Genomic DNA, 21,474 nt, shown 5'->3' with positions numbered 1-21,474 from the left:
GTCAGGGGAATAAATAAACGTTAATAGGCGCAACTAGTGGGTGGCTGCCAAAGAGAAAGGATACACCGCAGAAGCACCCGCCAGCCGTAGCTCCCGCGCAACAGCCGTAAACGCCCACCGCGAATCCACCACATCAGAAACCAGCAGAACAGGGCACCGATGCTCACGCACATAGTCCAGAACCTCTGCAGGCACCCGGTACGAGCGCAGCACATCCGCACAGCGGAATGCGCTATTACCGCCAAAGAAACGCGGCTCCCCCACCAGTGACACCTGACCCAAATCCACCAGACGACCCACCGACGCAAGCCCCCTACCAAGGGACTGAGCCAAACGAGGACGCACCGGCGACGGCAGGGTCAACACCGCCACCGGACGACCCGCCTCAGACCATTCCCAAGCGGCAAGCACTTTCACGCAGGCGCGACCCAGCTCGGCAGGAACCTCAGAATCAACCGGCTCGCCCAGTTCATTCGTCGCCAGAAGCTCACGCAGACGAGTACCGTACCCCATGTCGCTCAGACGCGCCAAAGCGTAACCGGCTTCAGCCTGCTCGTCCTTAGACAAACGACCGCGCGGCGCATCCGCACCCATCAGCTGATCCAGCCCGCTCGGCCACATGCGGCGCGGTTGCAGGGGCACACCCACCGTATTGAAGCTGCTCTGTGCCGCCTGCTGAGCCTCAGCGGGAACTTCAACCGGGTACCAGGGACCCGCACACACATCGCAACGGCCGCAAGCAGTCGCGGAAGCATCATCAAGCTGCTGAGCCAAGAAAAGCATCCGGCACTGACTAGTGCGTTCATACTCGAGCATGGCGTTCTGCTCCGCCACACGCGCCTGCGCCACCGCCGCATAACGGGCGCTATCGTACTGCCACGGCAAAGAGGTTCGACGCCAATAGTTACCTTCCTTCACAGCGGCACCCTCAACGTCCAGCACCTTCAGCAGAAGCTCCAGGGTGGAGCGGCGCAACTGAACGCGCGCCTCCAACGCGGTAATGCTCAACCCCTCCGGGGACTGGGCGAGGGCATCCAGCACCGCCAGCGCCTGCTCCTCATTGGGCATGGAGGCGGTCGCAAAATACTCCCAAATGGCGCGGTCTTCACGACCGGGCAGGAGCAGAACATCAGCGTTGACGGCGCCTCGTCCGGCTCGGCCAATCTGCTGGTAGTAGCTCACCGCAGACGACGGCGCACCCAGGTGCACAACAAAACCCAAATCAGGCTTATCAAAACCCATACCGAGGGCGCTCGTCGCAACAAGCGCCTTCACCCGGTTCTCCTTGAGTGCCTGCTCTGCAACCAGCCGTTCATCCGGGTCAGTTTTGCCGGTGTAGGCGAGCACCTCGTGGCCGCTGGCGCGCAGAGCATTTGCGGTATCTTCTGCCGCGGAGACAGTCAACGTGTAGATAATGCCCGAACCGGGCAGGCTGTTCAGGTGCATGAGTAGCCATCCGATGCGTTGCGCCTCATGGGGCAGAGTCAGAACGCCCAGGCGCAGGGACTCGCGGGATAGCGGACCGCGCAGCACATGTACAGGTGCGGTCGTATCGGTGCTGAGCTGTTCGGCGATATCGCGGCTAACACGGTCATTCGCGGTTGCTGTAGTCGCCAGCACCGGCACGCCCGCTGGCAGAGACTTAATGAGCGAACCAATACGGCGGTAGTCGGGGCGGAAATCGTGACCCCAGTCAGAAATACAGTGCGCCTCATCAATGACGAGTAGCCCCAGGCGCGGCAGCAGGTACGGCAGCCACTGCTCGCGGAACGCCGCGTTATTGAGGCGTTCGGGGCCCACCAGGAGTACGTCGAGCTCGTTAGCTTCGAGGCGGGTGCGGATTTCATCCCATTCGGTGACGTTCGCGGAGTTCACCATGGCGGCGCGCACTCCCGCGCGGGATGCCGCCTCGACCTGATCACGCATCAGGGAAAGCAGCGGGGAGACGATAAGAGCCGGGCCCATACCACGGGCACGCAACAGCAGGGAAGAGATGAAGTAGACCGCGGACTTACCCCAGCCGGTACGCTGCACGACGAGGGTGCGGGCGCGGTCGGCTACGAGGGCGCGAATCGCCTCGTACTGGCCGTCGTGGAACTCGGCATTAGCGACGCCGGTGAGGCGGCGCAACACTTCACGGGCTTCAGCATGCAGGAGATCGGCGGAGCTGGAAGCCGCCTGTTCGGGGTTCATGGTTCTCTCCAACGGTGGGTGGTTGGGTCAATCGCTACGCCGCGACGCGCCGTGCTCTCTTTCCATCATGTCACACCCCGTATCCTCCGGCTCTGCGGATGGTCATTTCTTGGGGAGGCACGCGAGCACCGCGTCACCTCGGGTTGTTTCGCCATGCGGGCGCGGAGATTTACGCCTCGCTCACCCGTGCATCCGGTGTAAATGCCGGTAGAATTGTGCCAGTAATACACAGCCTCCGCATAGTTGTGCACAATGTTCACCATAGGTACGCTTTCTATGCTGGTGTTACTCCGCCGCCGATCCGTGCGTGCGGTCCACTCACAGTTCAGGATTTTTTATGACTTTTCTTGCCACCGCTTTGGCGCATCTTCCGGTTGCGCTCTTGGGTCTCGACCTTGAGCAGTTCCTGCTCGATACCGGCCCCTGGGTTCTGGTAGTTTCGGCAATTATCGTATTTATTGAGTCCGGTGTTCTTTTCCCTGTTCTGCCGGGTGACTCCCTGATTTTTGCTCTGGGTATGCTGCATGAGCAGATGGGCCTGTCCCTGTGGGTTGCGTTCCCGGTCCTGGTGCTGGTTGCTATTGCTGGCGCTGAGGTTGGCTACCAGATTGGTGCCCGTTACGGCCGTAAGATCTTCAAGGATGACGCGAAGATTCTGAGCACCAAGAACCTGCACACTACTGAGGAGTTCTTTCAGAAGCGCGGTAGTTTGGCTCTGGTTCTGGGTCGTTTCGTACCGATTGTTCGTACTTTTGTGTCTCTTGCGGCTGGTATTTCTTCGTACGACCGTAAGAAGTTCCACCTGTGGAATGTTGTTGGCGCAGTTGCGTGGATTGGTTCGATTGGTCTGGCGGGTGTGCTGCTGGGCGGTATCCCGTTCGTGCACAACAACATTGAGTACATTGCTGTGATTATTGTGGCGGTTTCTGTGGTGCCGGTTATTATCGAATACCTGCGTGGCCGTTCGAAGGCGAAGCAGGAATCTGCTGAGTAATACGTGAGTCCTTCTCGGCTGCTGAGCCGGGGACGAGAAAAGGTGGGGATACCGTTTGGTATCCCCACCCTTTTGCGTTCTCTCAAACCCGGTGGAGGTGATGCCCCGGAAGCCAGCTACACCTCCGCGAGGTTACTTTACGCTTATGCTTCGAAGGTCTGCGTGAGCTTTGAAGTACTGCAATACCTGCGGTTGAGCCAGAAGAATAATGATGGCAATATGCAAGACAACATCAAGTGCGGTCCTGCCTAGAGCCAGCACAAAGAAGACATTAGGATCTCCATAGTGGTATGCGCCTGCTAGCCCAATCACTTCTAGGACGGGTACACCAATCTGACGCAAAAGAGGAAGCAACAGCAAGCCCAATAGGTTAAGGACAAGGTATAGCGCACAGTCAACAATGACCAGTATGTGCGCCCAGCGGGCTCCTTGCCAGAGCTGCCAGATGACGAGCCCGCCGATAGCGGTAAAGCCAATCCATGAAAGACCAGCGACTTCCACACCACGCCAGGCCATCACGTACAGGGATGATAGGGCGCTCAATACCATCACAGCGATTGCGCAGCCCATCGCCGCACGCAGGGCAACAGGCTGCGAAGGGACGTAAATGAGTCCGTAGGAGCCCGGCATGCTGTATGAAGGAGCGGGTGCGCCCGGAACCGAAAAGTTCGATGCCGGAAAGTTCGGTGCTGCGGTATTAGGCTGAGATGTCGGGCCAGTAGCCGAAGAGTTGGGAGCGTTGTTAAACATCGTCGTTCTTTCTTGTATGTGCCCCACGCTGATGCGTGAGTCGGTGATTGTTCAGGTGATTGTTCTATCTCCAGGCAGGCTCGTATGAAACCTGCCTCAAGAGGCGGGCGGGGTTGCGCCCCGGTTAGTTATGTTTAGCGCACACCCATACGTCGCAGGTCTCCACGCATATGGATGTACCGCCCCACCTGCGGCTGGCAGAGAAGAACAATAATCACGATGCGGCTAATGAAATCAAAGGCGAGCTTTGCACACAAGACTTCAAGAGTCATAAACGGGCCAAAGAACAACACCCTAAGCATTTGCGAATCGTATTCATTGTCAAAGAAAACGTGAGCACAGAGAACTACATACACAATATCTAGGATCATGCGTAACGCACCCTCGATAATAATCACCACTCGCGCCCACTCATAACCCTCATTGAGGTACCAGGCAGAGACTACTCCAAGAACAATAGGGAGAACCATCGTAAGCCCCATCGTCATACCTGCAAACATGTAAGCGCCCGTAAATTCCAGACCTACAAGAGGCTGTAGAGGATATGTGGACATGTACAGCATCAAGAATAGGGATACCGCCCAGATGGCAATAGGGCGCGACGGAAGATTGATAGCACGCTGAACACCCGGAACACCATACACGGGGCGGGCACCTGCAGGAACCGGAAGCTGAGGCGCCGCTGCGGCGGGTGCCGCAAAATTCGGTGCCGCAAAGTTCGATGCTGCGGCGTTAGGCTGAGGTGCCAGTGTGCCCGCGGAGGCACCGGAAGTATTGTTAAACATCGTCGTTCTTTCTCTCGCATGCTCGCACGATGGTGCGTAAGTCGGTGATTATTCCACTCATTTAGGTAGAATTGCTTGAAACATACCTAAAAGAGTTATTTGATGTAGTTAGCTGAGAGAATAATACTTTTTCAGTATAGGGTAAGCTCTTCGAGTCTTGTAGAGTTTTTATACGAAGCATGGAACCTTTTAGGTAACTCAAAGGGTTTTACCAGCTAGAAGATTTCGATATTTAACGCGAAAGGGTGGGGATGCCGTTTGGTATCCCCACCCTTTTCACGCCCTGAGCCTTTTGGTGGTAGTGGCGTCGTTTGAGGCAAACACCCTAGTTGAGGCGGTTCCCACCCTCATTGGAATTTACGTCAGGTTCCGACGGATTCTGACCAACCATCTGGTTGTTCGGTGCGCTGCCGCTGGTAGTCGTGTACGCCCACGCAGAGGGACGAGTCAACAACACAATATTCCGGACGTAGAGGACAGTAATGAAAACACCAATCGCGGTATGGATGAGAAGAGCGACCGCAAAATCTGCAGAGTCGGAGGACTGCAACTCATCCATCAACAGGTGATATAGCGGGAGTCCACGAGGAAATCTTGCGCAAACCAATACATGCGACTCAAGACCTCGTAGGCACTGTACATGAGGATAAGTATGTGCGCCCACCTGTGCCCTTTCCAGGTCATCCAGAAGAGGAAAAACTGGATAAGAACAAAGAGGAGAGGGTACCCCAGCATACGCACGACAAGGTCAGGTAGCGTCTCCAAACCGGCAATCGGTTTACCGTAGAACAGGAAGAGTTGGATAGTGCTGAAAAGCGACAGAATAATGATCACGGTGGTGCACCGCTTGGCGCTGCGCAGAGCCTTCGATCGTACCCAACCCGCATGTTCGGAGGCGGTAGCGTTGTATCCGGCGGTCGCCTCCCGATTGTCGGTAGTGGTGTGCTCGGGGGTGCTGGCGTGCTCGGGGGTGCTGTCACAGGGCTCGCTATTCTCCACCGTGCTGTTTTTAGCCTCGTCGGAGGGTAGCAGCACGGTGTACTCGGGAACCGTGTACTCCGGATCATTTAGCGGTTGCTTTGGGGGGGCGTTCTGACATCTTTGTTTCTTTCTTTTCTTCGCGCCCCGCACGCTATAGCGCGGGGCGGGTGCAGAAGAGTCTCCCCATGAAGAGGGGCATCCCATCCTAATTGAGGCGGTAGCCTTCCTCGGTGTACACGGAAGTATCCTTATAGCCGCGTTGCTCGCTGCGGGAGTTCCTCCGTGCATCCGTGCGGCGGGTCGTCTTGTACTGCTGCGCGGCCGCTTCTTCAGCCCGTCAGTTAGCTTCCTTCTCTTCCCGACGTGTCTGCTCTTCGTCCAGGTGAGCACACGTTTCTGCGTCCTGATGGAAAACGACCCAGCCATCATCAGCGTTCACCTGTTCGCGCGCCTTCAACCGCGTCAACCGCGCAGCAGCCACGTACGACCTGGTGGAACGGCTCAAGAGCAACACAACAATCACCTGATAGAAAGCCGTGAGAAAAGCTCCCATAATGTCACTCACCACGATGGAAACTACGTAGTCTCTGGGTCGTGACGTTAACGATTCATCCGCCAGCCTGGAGAAATAATCAGCCGATATGAAAGATTGCAAACTCAGCGCCCCAACAAAAACCGCAAAAGCGCTACCGAAGAGGGTGAGGAAGTACGCCCATCTACGGCCCTTCCACAATCGGCGGAGGACGAAAATCGGTATGAGAGAGAAGATGAAGGTAGCGAATATGCCTGAAATGATGATGCCCGGCATCATTTCCATAACGCGATCTGGCACCTCGTTATGGATAGATACATAGATACGTTGGATTGCGGACAGAATAATAATCGCTGTAGCGCACCACATGACGCCACGCAGCGCCTTCGGGCGCGGCGGGAGCACCACCTCAGGCGCGGTAGAGCCAGCAGTAGCCTTCTCGCCCCCGTGTGCTTGCTCGTGGGGCTTACCCGCCTACCAGCGGAGGCGCCGCCAAGATTGGGCTTTACACCCGCCTTCTGGGCGCGCTGAACCTGCTGTATCTCATCCAGCAGGCGGTTCTTCTCCACCGGATCATTCGAGAGCGCATAATCGGCAGAAAGCTCACGCAACAGCTGCTCGATAGAGTCCTTGACCGGGCCTTCTTCCTTCTCAAGCTGACGAAGAACATCCTCGCGAGTCAACTCTTCTTCGTCCTCAGCACCCGACATGCTTTCCTCGATAGCCCTCATCTGTTTCCGAATCACCGCAAAGCTCGGAACCACACCCACAGCCGGGCGGGTCAGAAGAAACATCAGAACAGCGCTACCCGCCGTAATGACCGCAACCAGAACCTGCGTCACGATAGATGAAGCGGCGGCAGGATGCGATGCCGGATCCAGAGCAGTAAACGCAGGGAAAAGCACCTGCGCCATACCAAAAACACCGGCGAAAGAAAGCACACCGCTCACACAGCACAGCGGCAGGTACAGCATCATCAGGCGGCGCGGATTAATGTACCCGTCTTTGACCCACCCCAGAACAATCCAGAGGAACGGCACCACCAAGATGGCGTCAGACAGAACCTTCGGCAGGGCATAGCTAAGGAACGAGCCGATGTTCAAACTACGACCCGCAGTAACGAGAATCTGGTACGCATCCAGGAGGAAATACACCAGGATGAGCGTCATACCGATGGAATAGGCTTTACCAAGAAGCTCCAGGCCCGGTTAAATTCCTGCTCCCTCTCGCCAACTATGCCAAGGTTTCTTTTCGCCTCTTCAAATGCCGCCCGCTCATCATATGTGCGCTTGGGGGCGCCGGGGCTAGTCTGCGATGAGGATTCGTGCGCAGGTTCGGAAGTAGGGTGCACGAGTCATCCTAACTGTGGTTGGGTGAATAAAATTATCGGTGAGCCGCAGACCCGTGTATCGCAGTGCCCGCGTCAAGAAATGAGGCTAAATCAGGTAATCCTCGCTGCGGCGCACACGCCAATCACGGCGCGCCTCCATATAAGAACGCGACTGACGCGACCACACCAACGCCAACGCCACCACGCACACCAGCATGTACGGACCCGCAATATACACCGGCGTGTACAGCGGCGAAGCGCTACTGAGCAGCAGCTCAACATCCTGGCTCGGCGCACCATTCAACGTGCCCAGAAGAGCCGCCACAGTCAGCATAATCAGTAAAGAAGCCAAAACGCCCAACGCCAATGCCACCGACAGCACCAACGCCGCCCACCGGTAACCACGCAGATACGCCACCGTGCAGAAGCCGTGCAGGGTCACATTACCGAACGCGCTGACCATCAGGAAAAGCACCGGATAGTACGCCTGCGCATCCACCAGCGACTGGGCACGCCAGGTCGAAAAATGCGACAAATGGGTAGTCGCATAGGAGACGCCGGTGTACGCAATCAGCGCCAGCCAGCCCACAGCAATAACAAGCAGAACCCAACCCGCCACAGACACGAGAGTGGGGGTGGCGGGCTTCGTAGGATGCGTGGTGTTCGGAGCGGATGGCGGAGAGGACTCGACGGCGGACATAGCTGAATCTTTCGGATATCGGCTGATAGTGTGCGGAAAACGTATGAGCGAGTGTGTGATGTGAGTGTGGGCGGCGGCGCGGCGTTTGTCTACCGCACCGCCTCAAAACTCTAGGCAGAAGTGGACGGATCAACCGTCGCAGAAATACTGTCAGGTAGCAACGGAGAATCTGCCTGATTCGCCATCGCAATTCGCAAGTTGTTGAAGCGGTAAATGGTCAGCAACGATAAACCGACCTCGCTCAACCAGACTAGGCCCAAGACAACAAGTATCAGCAGGGGGTCAAGCCCCATCGAAACTCCAGCCCAGTCGAGCATCAGCAGCAGGAACGTAATCGGTGAAAGCACCAGCCCCACGGCAACATACCCGATCAGGGAGCAGATAGCCCAAACGCTATACACGGAGGCGTCCGTCGAATCATTCGGAGGGCGCATCAGCGGCCACATCTGAACCACCAGGTAAAGCGCCGCCACAAAACCAAAGCAAATCGCCAACGGCTGCGTGTACTGAGAAATAATGAGCCCTTCGACCAGGGTCAAAATACTCAAAATAACCGCGCGGACTAGGAGGTTCTTCTTAAGCTTCTGTTTGCGCTCCTTCACCTCATCAGCGGTGTAAGTACGCAGAAAAGCGGGCAACTGACCCTGCCCCGGGAACGGCGGTAGAGGACCCGTCGGATGCGTACGCACCACAATCGGAGGGTTCGTACCATCCTGAATGATGACGGTAGAAGTCGCCGAAATAACCGGATGCGAACCAGTCACCACCGGCGGCACGTTCAGCGGAACGGACACCTCCGGCGTGGCAGGAGTCGCGTGGCGGATAGGCGCCTGATAGCGAGTCTGCACACTGATATCTTCATCCGGGTGTTCTGCGGATGAAGCAGCATCTGTGTTCAGATGTGTAGCGCCCATGGGTGACCTCCTGACAGGTGCTGGTCGTGTTTCTGTCTCTACCGTATCACGCGGACTTTAAGGGAATCTGAGCAGTAGCTGGGCATCACTGAGAGCGTGTCACACCGCCTCTTATCGCCCCGTCAACACCCCGTCAACGCCCCGTCAGGCATCACCCGGCAGAGGCGCGGATGCGCAGGAAAATCCCCGCCCGTCGGTGCGCGTTAGCTCTGCTCCGCAGCACGCGAAGCCTCAGTGTTCAACTCCTCAGCGTTCGGTGCCTCGGGATTCGGCTCTTCTGGTTTTGGTTCCTCTGCCTTCTGCTCTTCAGCGCCCTGCTGCTCCGATTGTTGCTTCTGCCGCGTCAAACGCAAGCTCCTACGAACCGCCAAACTATAGAACAGCGAGAACAGAACCTCCAACGCAAACGACGCCATGACCGTCAGCAGGCTCACCGTATAGAGCACGCCCACACGGTCCAGCAGCGTCTGCGGGCCCTGCACCGTCACAAGCGCATAGGCAAAGAACGCTGTCATTATGGCCGCCGCGACCCCGGATGCCGCATTCGCCAGCAGCACCAGCTTCACCGAACGGTTCGCCCGGTAAATCATGGCAAGCCACACATGCATCACCAGATAGACCAGCGGCACCGCACCAATCGGGAAAAGCGTGACGCGGATGAAGTAATAAACAGTAATCAGCGAGGGTACGACCAGCAGCAGCACACGCACCAGGTACAGGTTCTTAGCCGGAAGCAGGTAATCACTGGTGACATTCCAGAACTCGTCAGCCTGCTGCTCCAGCTCATCCAACGCTTGCTGCTGCATGAGCTGCGCCTGCGACATATGCTCCTGCGGCACAAGATCTGAAGAGCCCTCCACCGGCGCAAGCTCAGTAGCAGAAACTGGTTCACCCCGCAGCATACGAGCAGAAGAATCAGCCATCTTAGCCCTCAAAAATGCCGCGAGAACGGTCCTTACGCACGCTCTCAGCAGGGAAAATACGACCGCTCATGCTGATGTACACGCCCGGCTCCAGCAGGTTCAGGGCGGCAATAGCGGCACCCAGGTTGAAACCGGCATCCGAACGAGCCATCACGGCGGGCTGCATCGCACCGGTCAGCACCACAACCTTATCGCCCAGGTCGGCGTGCTCCACCAGGTAGCGGGCAGTCTCCGGCATGGTGTCGGTACCGTGAGTGATGAGCACCTGGTCGTTAGTGACAGCGTTCAGCACCTCGGTCAGCTCGGCACGATCCTCATCGGTCATGTCCAGGCTATCCTTGCCAATCAGCGGGCGAATATCAAAACGGATATCGGTAATCACGCGGTCCAGCAGGTCTTTAGCGGCAGGCTCACCAATATCCATGGTGCCCGCCACCGAATAGAACTTATCGATCGTACCGCCAGTGGCAAGAATCGTGATTTCTTCAGGGTTCTTAATAGTGACGCTCACGGGTTTCCTCATCTTTTCGGGTCAACGTACACGAATCAAAAACTGCCAGACCAACCCGGCAGGACACGCCCCACCACACAGAATCAACACGGGATAAAACCCCGCACACGAGGGTGAAGACGCAAAAACCCGCCGACCCCCGCAAAGCGGGAGGCGACGGGTCGGCTAGTGCGCCCTGTGGGGCTCGAACCCACGACCTGCGGATTAAAAGTCCGTAGCTCTACCGACTGAGCTAAAGGCGCTCCTATCCACACAAAACTGAAAGTGTGCAGATAGAAATACTATACACTACCGGCCCCCAAGCCAATGAACGGTACACTGGGAAATCCTATGTCTACACCCACATCATCAACCGGCGCCTCCGGGCGCGCCCGACACCGCACCCACCACCGCCCCGTCCTCTACTCCGCCGAGAAATTTGAACGCCACGAAGGCGGCATGGACCCCGCCGCACGCGAAGAGGCGGCGCACGCCTCCGCACGAATCCTGCTGATACGCGGACGCGGCACCGACGAACAGATGACCGAACGGCTCGTCAGCTTCACCGACGACTACGGTATTGAGACCCTCGCCGAACTCTGGTCGCACGCGAGCGCCCACTCCCTGCCGGGTGCGCTGTGGCGTATGTACTGGCTGCGGGACGTGGTGCATCGTTCGCCGCGCGGGGTAAGCCGCGCTTTTGAGCTGGGCATGGCGGAGGATTACCGTTCGCACGTGGTGGCGGGTGTTCCCGACCCGCCGAGTGCCGACGAGGTGGTCCGCACGATTGATGAGATTCTGGCGGGCCTGTACACCGGCGATATGGATATTGCGATGGAACGTTGCGCCGCGTTTGCGCACGTGGTGGCGTTGGGTATTCGCACCGATTATGCGCGCTCTGCCGGGCAGGATGGTGCGGTTCCGGGCAGCCACGAGGTGAAGCGTGAGGCGGTGGAGCGTCGTGCTCGCCTGCTGCGTCAGGCTCAGCAGATGGAGCAGATTGCGCACGATTTGGAGGCGGTCGCCGCCCAGCTGCGCGCCGTTGAGGCTGGTCAGCAGGCTAACGGGGGTTCCGGGGCTGATTCTGCGCAGGAAAAATCGCAGACCAACCTCGAAGCATTCTAGTCTTCTGCAACGTTTGAGCGCCTAAAAATGCAGGTTCGTGCCGCGAATTGGCACAGGTTCCACTTTGGGCCGCAAAGGCTTGAAAAGCCTGTTTCCGATTGACTCTGCGCAGGGTGCGGGTGGATAATAATTACAAGATGTCGGGTTGCTAATAGGTAGCCCCGGGCTCCAAATCTTTAGCCGCTTCGAGCGGCCTTCCGCCGAGAGGCGCTCCCAACCCGACATCCCTAAACGTTCCGGTGGGGGTTGAGAAATCGACCCCCACCGTTTTTTGTTTAAAACCCTCATGCGCAACCGTGAACAGGTCGGCGCTATAACATTTACTGGTCGTTACAGTAGCGTTTGCAGGTCGGGCGCTCGTGAGATACGCGCGGACTATGCGTACCCGCAGCCCCCAATACTGGTTAGACTGGGAACTATGCTGCACCGACTTTTCCCCCACGCCAACGAATCCCTCGCCTCCCTCGCTGAAATTTCAGCGCAGGTCGGTGAGGCTGCCGCGTTGCTCTCAGAAATGGTCGGCTCCCCCGTCGCGGAGTACCCCGAACTCTTCGAACGCATGCTCACCCACGAGGCGGACTCCACGAACCTGCTGTTCCGCACCCTCACCGAGGTGCGCAGCTCCTTCTCCCCGCCGATTCCGCGTGAAGACCTGTACACGCTGGCACGCAAGCTCACCAACGCCGTTGAGAAGCTTACGAGTGCCGCGCACGTGCTGTCCCTGCACAGCATTGACGGCTTCGCCACGCACATCACCTCAATCCTGGACATTATTCAGCGTCAGGCGGTGCTGACCGCCGCCGTCATCCCCAAACTTGCCGATATTCGCGGCCTCGACAACTACTGGATGGACATGCTGCGTATCTCCCGCCAGGCGCTGCGCACCGCCGAAGAATACGACGCGTACATTGCCGAACGCTACACCCCCGAACGGTACCGCCGCTACGCCACCTTCCTGGCGCAGCTGACCGCTGCCTCCAACGCTATGCGTGATGTGTCTGCCGAGATCGGCCGCATTATCGTTCAGGAATCCTAATGCTTCTGGGTCTTCTAGCCTGCTGCGCCTTCATTGCCGCGGTCTACGTCACCGGTGTGCACGACGCCTCCAACTCCGTTGCTGTTCCGGTGCGTACCCGCGCCCTTGGCGAGCGCTCCGCCCTGTACCTTGCCGCGCTCTTCAACGTGCTCGGTGTAATCGGTGCGTTCCTGCTGCTCGGTGAGTATTCTGCCTCGTGGGTGAGTGCCCCGGAGGGTACCACCGGCCTGAACGGCATCGTTGCGGCGCTGCTCGTCTGCGCTATTTGGGGTGTGCTCACCTGGTTTCTGCGGTTGCCGTCCTCCTCAACTCACGCGCTGGTCGGTGCCCTCGCCGGTGTGAGCTGGTGGACCCAGACGAGGAATGACAGCGCCGTTGAAGGCTTCGGTTCCCTCGCCTTCCTGCCGCATATTTTTGGGGCGACCCTGCTGCCTCTCTTCTACCTGCCGCCGCTCATTTTTCTGCTGTCCTGGCTGATGGTGGTGCCGTTCTACCGGCTGGTGGTCGGCCACAACCCGCGCCTGGTGAATCAGCATGCACGCGAGGTGCTGGCGGTGTCTGCCTCCGCGATTTCGCTACTACACGGCCTGCAGACCGGCTACCTGTACCTGCTGCTGTGGGCGCTGCTGAGCGAACGCATCATGGATCCGGCGCTTATTCAGTCCCTCACCTGGGGCGGGATGCTGCTGGGCACCATCATCATTGCCCTCAGCCTGGGTGCCGGTACGCTGACCGGTGGCCGCCGCATCGGCTACACCTTCGCCTACAAGATGGTGCGCCTGGACCCGTTCCGTGGCGCGGTCGCTCAGGGCACGACCGCGGTGGTGCAGGTGCTCGGCTACTTCCTGCTGCAGGTGCCGTTCTCCTCCTCGCACCTGGCGACTGCATCGGCGCTCGGCGCGGGCGTGAATCAGCGTCTTAACGCGTTGAAGTCCAGGATTGTTCTGCAGATTCTTCTGGTGTGGCTGGTAACCATTCCGGCGTGCTTTGTGCTCGGTGTGCTGGCAATGGTGGCGCTACAGTCCATCAGCTAGTTTTTAGGGGCGGTGCATGCCTGTGCATGCCCACTGTCGCGGGTTAGCCGGGCGGCGGGTTGAGTCTGAACAGTGCACACCTTCATAATGGGTTGAGTTCTTGGGCTGGCACGGGCCCATTCGCCCTCGACTGATTGTGGTTATGTCTTCCCCTACCGTAGCTATTCTGGTCCGCACGAAGGACCGCCCCCGCTTCTTGAGTCGCGCCCTGGAGAACATTGCGCAGCAGACCTTCACCGACTACACGGTCTGCGTGATTAACGACGGAGGCGACGAGCAGGCAACCTGCGCCGTCATTGAGGCTTCCCCGCTGGGTTTGCTGGGTTCTAACGCGCAGGATTCCAGCCGCGTGCAGCTGCTGACCACCGTCGGCGGCAACATGGAGGCGGCATCCAACGCCGGTTTGGCGGCGACCACCTCCGAATACGTGGCGATTCACGATGACGACGACCTGTGGGCACCCGAGTTCCTGGAACGCACCGTCGCGGCGCTAGAAGAGAGCGGCGCGCTCATGTGCACCACCCGCGTTGTGGAGCGGTACGAACGTGAGAACGCCGACGGCGAGTTCGAGGTGTACGAGGAGCGTATTTTCCACGACGGCCTGCCCGGCATGGGTTTGCAGTTCCTCTTCCGCACGAACCGTGCCGTGCCGATTGGTATTCTCTACCGCCGCAGCCTGCACGAGCTGGTCGGTTTTTATGACGAGTCCCTGCCGGTGGTCGGCGACTGGGAGTTCAACATGCGTGCCGCATCCGTTGCGGATATTCTGCTGGTGGATGAGCCGCTGGCGTACTGGTCACTGCGCCCCGACGCGGAGGGTGCCGAGGCGAATAGCGTGAAGCGTCAGGCTGATCATGCCCGCTTCGATTCGCTGGTGCGCGCCCGCGCTATCCGCGAGGATTTGCAGGCGGGTGCCCGACCGGGTGCGTACCTGTATCAGGCGCATTTGGCGGCTGACCTGGAGCGCCGCGTGATTGACGGGCACGATCTGACCCGCGAATCCCTGGACATTCTGCGCTCTATTGAGAGCCGCCTGGAACGTATCGAGGCCCGTCAGCAGGGTATTGAGGAGCGTCTGCGGGTTCTCAAGCACCTGCGCACCCCGGGCCGCGCGTTGCGTTCCTTGGCGAAGCGTTCCCTCAGCCAGCGTTCTCAGGCTCGTCGCGGTACTGAGGATGGTTCTACCGGCGAGAAGGGCGCATAGCCATGACGGAGAACAATCATTCTTCTACAGCACTGCCTATTACTGAAGCACCGCACTTTACTGAAGCACCGCGCGTGCTCGTCATCGGCGATATCGGCCAGCACACCTACCACGTGGGCGACGAAGCCATGACCATTGCGAGCGCGGAGGCACTTTCCGAAGGCGGCGCGGCGGTCACCCTCATGACCCGCGACGTAGGCCATTCAGCGCGCTATATTGGCGCGGCGGTACATCATGAGGCGGGCGTACCCTACGAGTACCTGCCGTTTTTCCTCTTCCCCTGGGCGCCGGCTGAACGCGAGCTGACCCTCGCGGCGCTCGAGTGCGTCCTGGCGCAGCTGCACGCCGACCGGGAGCGCCCCTCCGCTAACGAGCTGGTGGCGTTGCCGCAGGTGCAGGCGCTGCCGGAGGTGCTACATCCGCTGGCGCAGACCGTTGAGCGCATGGTGGAGTTCGCGGACGCTATCGCCACCATGGACGCGGTCGTGGTCTCCGGCGGCGGCAACCTCAACTCCCGCTACGGCTGGCTGCTCTACGAACGCGCCGCCGCGGTGCGTGCCGCCGAGCATGCGGGCGTGCCCGTGTACGTGACCGGCCAGTCCCTGGGCCCGGTGCTCAATCCTGAGGATGCGCAGGTTCTGGAGCGTATGCTGCGCACCGCCCGTTCGGTGACGGTGCGCGAACATTCTTCCCTCGCCTGGTGCCGTGAGCGGGGTATTGACGCGCGCCTGAGCGTGGACGATGCCACCGACTACCTGCCGGCTTCCCCCGCGCGTACCCTGCACTATGCGGAAGGTGTTTCCGCAGGTCAGGCGCTGGATGAGCTGCCCGAACGCTACGTGTGCGTGACCGTCAACGAGTGCACCGAACAGCAGGCGCAGCAGCTCGCGCGTCTGCTCGATAACATGTGGCGCGAGCACGGCTACGCCTCCGTGTTCCTGAGCCATTTTGGCGACCCGCAGAACCCCGAAAGCGGCGATATTCAGACGCACCAGCGCATCGCCGAGCAGCTCAGCCCCTCCACCCCGGCGACCCTGCTGCCGATTCTGCACGCCGACCAGAGCATCACCGTGCACCGGGCGGCGGCGTTCACCCTGACCAGCCGCTACCACCCGGCGGTATTCTCCGCCGCAGCGGGTATTCCCGTGCTCGCCCTCGTGCCGGACGCCTTCACGCAGATGCGCGTGGGCGGTGCCCTGCGTCAGTACGGGCTGGGCGAGTTCACCCTGCCGTTGGGCATGCTCGCCGGTGGCGTTCCCGAGCTGATGGTCACCGCTGCCCTGCGGCATGCGGCGGTGGCATCGGATGCACGCCGCACCGAGCTGCTGGAGGCTCTGCGAGCCGAGCGTGCCTACCTGCTCGCGCAGATTCTTGGCTCTGGGAAATGTGCGGCCCCCGCACCCTTCCCTGCCTCAGAGCAAACCCCGGCTCTCCCCGAGCCGCTGGGTGCGACCGTCCGCGCCGCACGCGATCTCTTTACCGAAACCTCCCTCACCGCTGGGTTTGAGTGGGCAATGTCCGACCGGGCGCACTCCTGGGATGCTGAGCACCGTCGGCAGCTCGAGCGTGCCCGCGCAATCGGCGGCGGGTACAGCGCGCACGGTATTCACGGGGCACACGGCGCCGAAGAAACGCATCCTGTCACCGTTGAGCCTGAGTCATCTTCTGAAGCGCCCGCCGAGACGAAGCCGGGCCTGCTGGCGAAGGTAGCGCGGCGCCTCCGCGGCTAGATTCGCGGCTGAGCCCTTGAGCTAAAGTTTCCGCGCGAAAAACCACCCAAGCCAGAGTGCTATGCGGGGTCCGGGGCGCGGGGTCTCTCACACTTCAACCCAACACTCCCCTACCCCCTTGTGCACCGCATATGCGCCGGTATGATGGTGCCCATGGCACGATTCGCAGACATTCTACGCACTACTGAACAGAACACCCGACAGTTCATCCGTGAGGGTATTCACCGAGTCCGAGCAGACTTCTTTCAGTCTGTGCAGATTGTTGCGGCGTCTATGGGCGCTTGGCTTTTCGCTGAGCGCGTCCTGGGCCACCACGAGCCCATTTTCGCGCCGGTCGCTGCCCTCGTATCCCTCGGCTATGTAAGCGGTGCTAAGCATTCCCGCCGAATCCTTGAGGTTTCCTTCGGCGTGACCCTCGGCATTCTCATTGGCGACCTTCTGCTGATCCTGCTCGGTCACGGTACCTGGCAGGCGGCAGTGGTGCTTTTCTTGACCGTGATTATTGCCCGATTTATTGATAAGGGCATTATTTTTACGATTCAGCTCAGCTTCCAGGCCTGTTTCACGTTGCTGCTGCCCGTACCTGACGATGCGTTCACCCGCAGTTTTGACGGCATTGTCGGTGGCGCCTTCGCGTTCCTCGCCATGTACCTGATGCCGCGCGACCCGCGTAAGAACCCGCGTGCCCGCGCGCAGGCTCTCATGGATGCGTTCGCGAAGGTTTTCCAGCTCTCCTCCGAGGCAATCCGCTACTACGATTACAACAAGGCGTACCAGAGCCTGCTCGATGCGCGCGCCCTGCAGCCGCTCTACGATGCATGCCGCGGTGACCTGATTACCGCGCAGGGCATGAGCGAGCTGTCCTGGAATAGCCGCAAGAGCAAGGGCGAGCTGGCGCGCATGGCGAAGACCCTCGCCGCGGTGGATTTGGCGATTCGTAACGACCGCGTGCTCAACCGCCGCATGGCGTCCACGATTCACCACGTGCAACTGCGCACCGCCGCGCAGCTCTCACTCAGTGACGCGCTGACCGAGCTGTCGCTGGCGGCGCAGAGCCTCGGCTTGGGCATGTCCGCCCCGACGGAGGGCGAACGCGAGCACTACATGATGGAGGCACGCGAGCACATGATTAAGCTTGCCGGCACCCTCGAGCCGCGCACAATGGGTGTGGCGACCTTTGAGGGCGAGTCGCTCGTGCTGATGCTCCGCCTGATTGTGGTGGACTTTATGGAGGCAACCGGTATGTCCCACCAGGATGCCGTGGCGGTTCTGGTGCCTCTGGGTGAGGCGGTCACCAAACATGCACCGCGTACCTCGGCAATCCCGATTGTTGACGCTGACATGGATGACTCCATGGTGGTTGATGACGTGACCGATAGCGCGGTGAACACCCACCGCACGAACAAGCTCAACACCCGCTCGATCAACATCATGTTGCACGAGAACGAGGAGGAGAGCCGCTCCTCCTAGCGGGGTTCTAGCGGGGCTCTAGTGGGGTCAGTGGCAACCATCAAGATACAGCGGAGGGGCTCCCGGCCGGCATTCACGCCAGCCGGGAGCCCCCTCCTCCGCTATCTCTATGCTGTTAATGCGCGGGCGGCTACTTCTGCGGGAAGAGCAGCGCGAGTGCCTCACCCAGGGTGGTTACCTCACGCACGGTCACGCCCTCGGGCACGTCCCCCACACCGGTCGGGGAGGCGGGCACCAGCACGTGCGTGAAGCCCAGGCGGCCCACCTCCGCAATGCGCTGGCGGATGCCCGGCACGGCGCGCACTTCACCGGCCAGGCCGACCTCGCCGAAGACCGCGAGCTTGCGCGGTAGCGGCTTATTTTGCGCCGCCGAGGCAAGGGCCATGACGCACGCCAGGTCAGCGGCGGGCTCGGCAATTTTTGCCCCGCCCACCGTGGAGACGTAGCAGTCGAGCTTGCCCACGTTCAGCCCGGCGCGGCGCTGCAGCACCGCCAACAGCATCTGAATACGCGCCGAATCCAGGCCCGAAACGGTACGGCGCGGGGCGGGTGCCACCGCCTGATCCAGTAGCGCCTGTACCTCCGCGAGCAGGGGTCGGCGGCCCTCCATCGTGACGGTCACGCAGGTGCCCGCCACCGGGTGCGGGGTACTGGAGACGAACATGCCGGAGGGGTCCAGCACCGGTGCGATGCCGTCCTCGTGCATGTCGAAGCAGCCCACCTCGTCGGTGGGTCCGAAGCGGTTCTTAATCGCGCGTAGCATGCGGATATTCGAGTGCTTATCGCCCTCGAACTGGCAGACCACGTCCACCAGGTGCTCAAGCAGGCGCGGGCCCGCGATGGTGCCTTCCTTAGTCACGTGACCCACGAGCAGGGTGCACATATTGCGTTCCTTAGCCGCGGCAATCACGGAGGCGGCAACCTCACGCACCTGGGTCACACCGCCGGCGCTACCCTCAACTTCCGCGGAGGCGAGGGTCTGCACCGAGTCGATGACCAGCAGGGAGGGGTTGACCTGCTCAATATGCGCTAGGGCGGTGCCGAGGTCAGTTTCGCTGGTCAGGTAGAGGGTTTCCGCGATGGCGCCGATGCGGTCGGCACGGAGTTTAACCTGCGCGGCGGATTCCTCGCCGGTAATGTACAGCACCGGGCGCGGCGGCTGGGGTGCGCTATTCTGCGCCGGGTTGTTCTGCGCGCCCTTCTCCCCCGCGATTCCGGCGGTGCCGCGCGCAAAGGTGGCGGCAACATCCAGCAGCAGGGTGGACTTACCCACGCCGGGTTCGCCCGCCATGAGGATGACCGCGCCGGGTACGAGTCCGCCGCCGAGCACGCGGTCAAATTCGGGGTTTCCGGTGCTCATGTAGGCGGCTACGCGCGAGTCGACTTCTGCGATGGGCTGGGCGGGTTTCTGCACGCTGGATGCGGCGCGGGTACGCGCGCGGGTGCCCCCGGCGGCTTCTTCAACGGTGCCCCAGGTTTGGCATTCGCCGCAGCGGCCTACCCATTTGGCGGTGGTCCAGCCGCATTCGGTGCAGCGGTAGGCGGGTGCGGTTTTGGTGTTTTTCGTGCGCGCGGTCATGGGTCTATTTTAGGGTCTGGGGCGATATGGCGCGCGGTGTTTGGTCACGGCGAAATGGGGTGCCACAGAACGCATTTTTACTCTTAAACGCAGATAGTTTAGCCCGGTGCACTCCCGTATAAATATCGAGAATATCCGTTCGTTTTTGAGGCACTTTAGCCCGCCGTTCCGCCCCTGACCTGGCTCAATAACCACCCTTACGGGTACAATGGTTTTCGTGCAGATGAATTATAGTGACCTATTGCTTAAAACTATCGCCCGAATCGCCCCCGGCACCGAGCTCCGCGAGGGCCTGGAACGCATCATGCGTGGCCGTACGGGCGCACTCATCGTACTCGGATCCGACCGCACCGTATCCTCCCTGTCGTCGGGCGGTTTCAATATCGACACTGAGTTCTCGGCAACCCGCCTGCGCGAGCTGGCGAAGATGGATGGCGCTATCATCTGCGACCGCGACGCCACCCGCCTGTTGCACGCCGGCGTGCAGCTCATGCCGGACGCCTCCATTGAAACGAACGAGTCCGGCACCCGCCATCGCACCGCCGAGCGCACCGCAATTCAGACCGGTTTCCCGGTGATTTCGGTGAGTGCATCGATGTCCGTGATTTCGGTGTACGTTGACGGCACCCGCTACATGGTTGAGGACAGCCAGTACCTGATGGCTCGCGCAAACCAGGCGATTCAGACCCTTGAAAGCTACAAGAAGCGTCTGCGTTCGGTGCTCTCCAACCTGTCTGCCCAGGAGATTGAATCGAACGTTTCCCTGAGCGACGTGGCGATGACCCTGCAGCGCATGGAGATGGTGAACCGCATTATCCGCGAGGTCAGCCACTACGTGCTGGAGCTCGGCGTGCACGGCCGCCTGATTGCCCTGCAGCTGGAGGAGCTGCGCGCCCCCGAGATGACCGCCAGCGACCTGATTCTGCGCGACTACCTGCCCGAGGTGAACGACGAGCTGATTACCGCCGGCGTTGAGGCTCTGCAGAACCTGGACGATATGGACATCGTGGATCTGCGCACGATTGCCCGCACTGTCGGCTTTGGTGAGAACCCCGACCTGGAGCTACCCCTGCAGCCTCGCGGTTTCCGCCTGCTTGCCGGCATTCCGAGCATCCCGAACGCTATTTCTGAGCGTCTGGTGGAGCGCTTTGGTAGCCTGCAGGCTCTCATGGCGGCGTCCCTTGAGGACCTGCGCGCCGTGGACGGTGTGGGTGAGGCTCGTGCCCGCACGGTGCGTGAGCAGCTCTCCCGCATGGCGGAGAGCAGCCTGGAGAAATATCTCTAAGTCAGCGGCGCGTAATCCCCCCCCCCCGGAGAATATTTTTGCGCTATGATGCAGTGACAGCGGAGTTTTCTCCGCACCTTGACACCCCAAGGAGGTCACAATGTCGTACTCACGAGCTAAGTATCCGTCGGCCAAGCACCCCGTCCCGTTCTTCGTGTGGGCGTCCCCCATTCTGTTCCTAATTTACCTGCCGCTGCTGTGGTTCAAGGTCATCCCCAATTCCTTTGAGGTGACCGACCTGTCCACCCTGCTTTTGGCGGCACTACAGTGGACCGCATTCGGAAGCCTGCTCGGGTACCTGGGTGAGCGCCGCTTCGCCAAGCCGCGCGCCTCCAAATAGCGCCACGCAATAGACCTATACAAAAAGCCCCCGCACCGGAGAATATCTGAACTGCCTCCCGTTTCTTGGACAACAAAAT

Annotated in this window: 21 protein-coding genes and 1 tRNA gene; 9 read left to right on the top strand and 13 right to left on the bottom strand. The window is 60.1% G+C overall.

Annotation, left to right across the window (positions count from 1 at the left end):
- Positions 1–33: 33 nt before the first annotated feature.
- Positions 34–2,193, bottom strand: a complete 2,160-nt coding sequence (locus HMPREF2779_RS00905) for a RecQ family ATP-dependent DNA helicase (RefSeq protein ID WP_070685943.1) — start codon at positions 2,191–2,193, stop codon at positions 34–36.
- Positions 2,194–2,530: 337 nt separating this feature from the next.
- Between HMPREF2779_RS00905 and HMPREF2779_RS00900 the strand changes: the two genes are divergently transcribed.
- Positions 2,531–3,187 (top strand): DedA family protein, encoded by a 657-nt coding sequence (locus HMPREF2779_RS00900; protein ID WP_070507274.1) that lies wholly within the window; start codon positions 2,531–2,533, stop codon positions 3,185–3,187.
- Between the two features lie 132 nt (positions 3,188–3,319).
- Here HMPREF2779_RS00900 and HMPREF2779_RS00895 read toward each other — a convergent pair whose 3' ends face one another.
- The 11 genes from HMPREF2779_RS00895 to HMPREF2779_RS00855 form a co-directional block, all read right to left on the bottom strand.
- On the bottom strand, positions 3,320–3,937 hold the full coding sequence (locus HMPREF2779_RS00895; RefSeq protein ID WP_070685941.1) for a hypothetical protein: 618 nt from the start codon (positions 3,935–3,937) through the stop codon (positions 3,320–3,322).
- A gap of 134 nt (positions 3,938–4,071) precedes the next feature.
- Positions 4,072–4,722: a hypothetical protein gene (locus HMPREF2779_RS00890; RefSeq protein WP_070685939.1), complete on the bottom strand. Its 651-nt coding sequence runs from the start codon at positions 4,720–4,722 to the stop codon at positions 4,072–4,074.
- Positions 4,723–5,047: 325 nt separating this feature from the next.
- On the bottom strand, positions 5,048–5,281 hold the full coding sequence (locus HMPREF2779_RS09075) for a hypothetical protein (RefSeq protein WP_233992172.1): 234 nt from the start codon (positions 5,279–5,281) through the stop codon (positions 5,048–5,050).
- Positions 5,281–5,721 (bottom strand): hypothetical protein, encoded by a 441-nt coding sequence (locus HMPREF2779_RS09070; protein ID WP_233992171.1) that lies wholly within the window; start codon positions 5,719–5,721, stop codon positions 5,281–5,283. The genes HMPREF2779_RS09075 and HMPREF2779_RS09070 overlap by 1 nt, the downstream gene beginning before the upstream one ends.
- 319 nt (positions 5,722–6,040) lie before the next feature.
- A complete protein-coding gene (locus HMPREF2779_RS09065) occupies positions 6,041–6,520 on the bottom strand; it encodes a hypothetical protein (RefSeq protein WP_233992170.1) in 480 nt (159 codons plus the stop codon).
- Positions 6,511–7,404 carry a hypothetical protein gene (locus HMPREF2779_RS09060; RefSeq protein ID WP_233992169.1) on the bottom strand — a complete coding sequence of 298 codons (894 nt, stop codon included), beginning with the start codon at positions 7,402–7,404 and terminating at the stop codon, positions 6,511–6,513. Before HMPREF2779_RS09060 ends, HMPREF2779_RS09065 begins: the two co-directional genes overlap by 10 nt.
- Before the next feature lie 267 nt (positions 7,405–7,671).
- Positions 7,672–8,265: a flagellar type III secretion system protein FlhB gene (locus HMPREF2779_RS00875; protein WP_005504401.1), complete on the bottom strand. Its 594-nt coding sequence runs from the start codon at positions 8,263–8,265 to the stop codon at positions 7,672–7,674.
- A gap of 110 nt (positions 8,266–8,375) precedes the next feature.
- Entirely contained in the window at positions 8,376–9,179 is an 804-nt protein-coding gene (locus tag HMPREF2779_RS00870; protein ID WP_070685936.1) for an organic solvent tolerance protein OstA, read from the bottom strand.
- 203 nt (positions 9,180–9,382) lie between these two features.
- On the bottom strand, positions 9,383–10,102 hold the full coding sequence (locus HMPREF2779_RS00865) for an amino acid transporter (protein WP_105360593.1): 720 nt from the start codon (positions 10,100–10,102) through the stop codon (positions 9,383–9,385).
- Between the two features lies 1 nt (position 10,103).
- Complete coding sequence (locus tag HMPREF2779_RS00860) at positions 10,104–10,613, bottom strand: asparaginase domain-containing protein (RefSeq protein WP_105360592.1); 510 nt, start codon at positions 10,611–10,613, stop codon at positions 10,104–10,106.
- A gap of 169 nt (positions 10,614–10,782) precedes the next feature.
- Positions 10,783–10,855: transfer RNA gene (locus HMPREF2779_RS00855), tRNA-Lys, on the bottom strand.
- 88 nt (positions 10,856–10,943) lie between these two features.
- On the opposite strand from HMPREF2779_RS00855, the gene HMPREF2779_RS00850 reads away from it, so the two are divergent.
- From HMPREF2779_RS00850 to HMPREF2779_RS00825, 6 genes are all read left to right on the top strand, one after another.
- Positions 10,944–11,717, top strand: a complete 774-nt coding sequence (locus tag HMPREF2779_RS00850; protein WP_105360591.1) for a histone acetyltransferase — start codon at positions 10,944–10,946, stop codon at positions 11,715–11,717.
- A 418-nt stretch (positions 11,718–12,135) separates the two neighbouring features.
- Positions 12,136–12,753 (top strand): hypothetical protein, encoded by a 618-nt coding sequence (locus HMPREF2779_RS00845; protein WP_005504391.1) that lies wholly within the window; start codon positions 12,136–12,138, stop codon positions 12,751–12,753.
- Positions 12,753–13,787: an inorganic phosphate transporter gene (locus HMPREF2779_RS00840; RefSeq protein WP_105360590.1), complete on the top strand. Its 1,035-nt coding sequence runs from the start codon at positions 12,753–12,755 to the stop codon at positions 13,785–13,787. The genes HMPREF2779_RS00845 and HMPREF2779_RS00840 overlap by 1 nt, the downstream gene beginning before the upstream one ends.
- 142 nt (positions 13,788–13,929) lie before the next feature.
- Positions 13,930–14,991: a glycosyltransferase family 2 protein gene (locus HMPREF2779_RS00835; protein ID WP_070685926.1), complete on the top strand. Its 1,062-nt coding sequence runs from the start codon at positions 13,930–13,932 to the stop codon at positions 14,989–14,991.
- A gap of 2 nt (positions 14,992–14,993) precedes the next feature.
- Positions 14,994–16,721 carry a polysaccharide pyruvyl transferase family protein gene (locus HMPREF2779_RS00830; RefSeq protein ID WP_105360589.1) on the top strand — a complete coding sequence of 576 codons (1,728 nt, stop codon included), beginning with the start codon at positions 14,994–14,996 and terminating at the stop codon, positions 16,719–16,721.
- 141 nt (positions 16,722–16,862) lie between these two features.
- A complete protein-coding gene (locus HMPREF2779_RS00825; RefSeq protein WP_105360588.1) occupies positions 16,863–18,191 on the top strand; it encodes an FUSC family protein in 1,329 nt (442 codons plus the stop codon).
- 130 nt (positions 18,192–18,321) lie between these two features.
- Here the strand turns inward: HMPREF2779_RS00825 and HMPREF2779_RS00820 are convergent, their stop codons facing one another.
- Positions 18,322–19,770 carry a DNA repair protein RadA gene (locus HMPREF2779_RS00820; RefSeq protein WP_105360587.1) on the bottom strand — a complete coding sequence of 483 codons (1,449 nt, stop codon included), beginning with the start codon at positions 19,768–19,770 and terminating at the stop codon, positions 18,322–18,324.
- Positions 19,771–19,978: 208 nt separating this feature from the next.
- Between HMPREF2779_RS00820 and disA the strand changes: the two genes are divergently transcribed.
- Positions 19,979–21,055, top strand: coding sequence for a DNA integrity scanning diadenylate cyclase DisA (gene disA, locus HMPREF2779_RS00815; protein ID WP_012902785.1), 1,077 nt, complete (start codon positions 19,979–19,981; stop codon positions 21,053–21,055).
- Positions 21,056–21,155: 100 nt separating this feature from the next.
- The gene (locus HMPREF2779_RS00810; RefSeq protein WP_070633657.1) at positions 21,156–21,395 is read left to right on the top strand and encodes a phosphoglycerol transferase; all 240 of its coding nucleotides are present in this window, start codon (positions 21,156–21,158) and stop codon (positions 21,393–21,395) included.
- The last annotated feature ends 79 nt before the right edge of the window (positions 21,396–21,474 follow it).

Source organism: Rothia sp. HMSC069C03, assembly GCF_001811075.1.
Taxonomy (GTDB): domain Bacteria; phylum Actinomycetota; class Actinomycetes; order Actinomycetales; family Micrococcaceae; genus Rothia; species Rothia mucilaginosa.
This window is presented reverse-complemented; position numbering and strand designations above follow the sequence as displayed.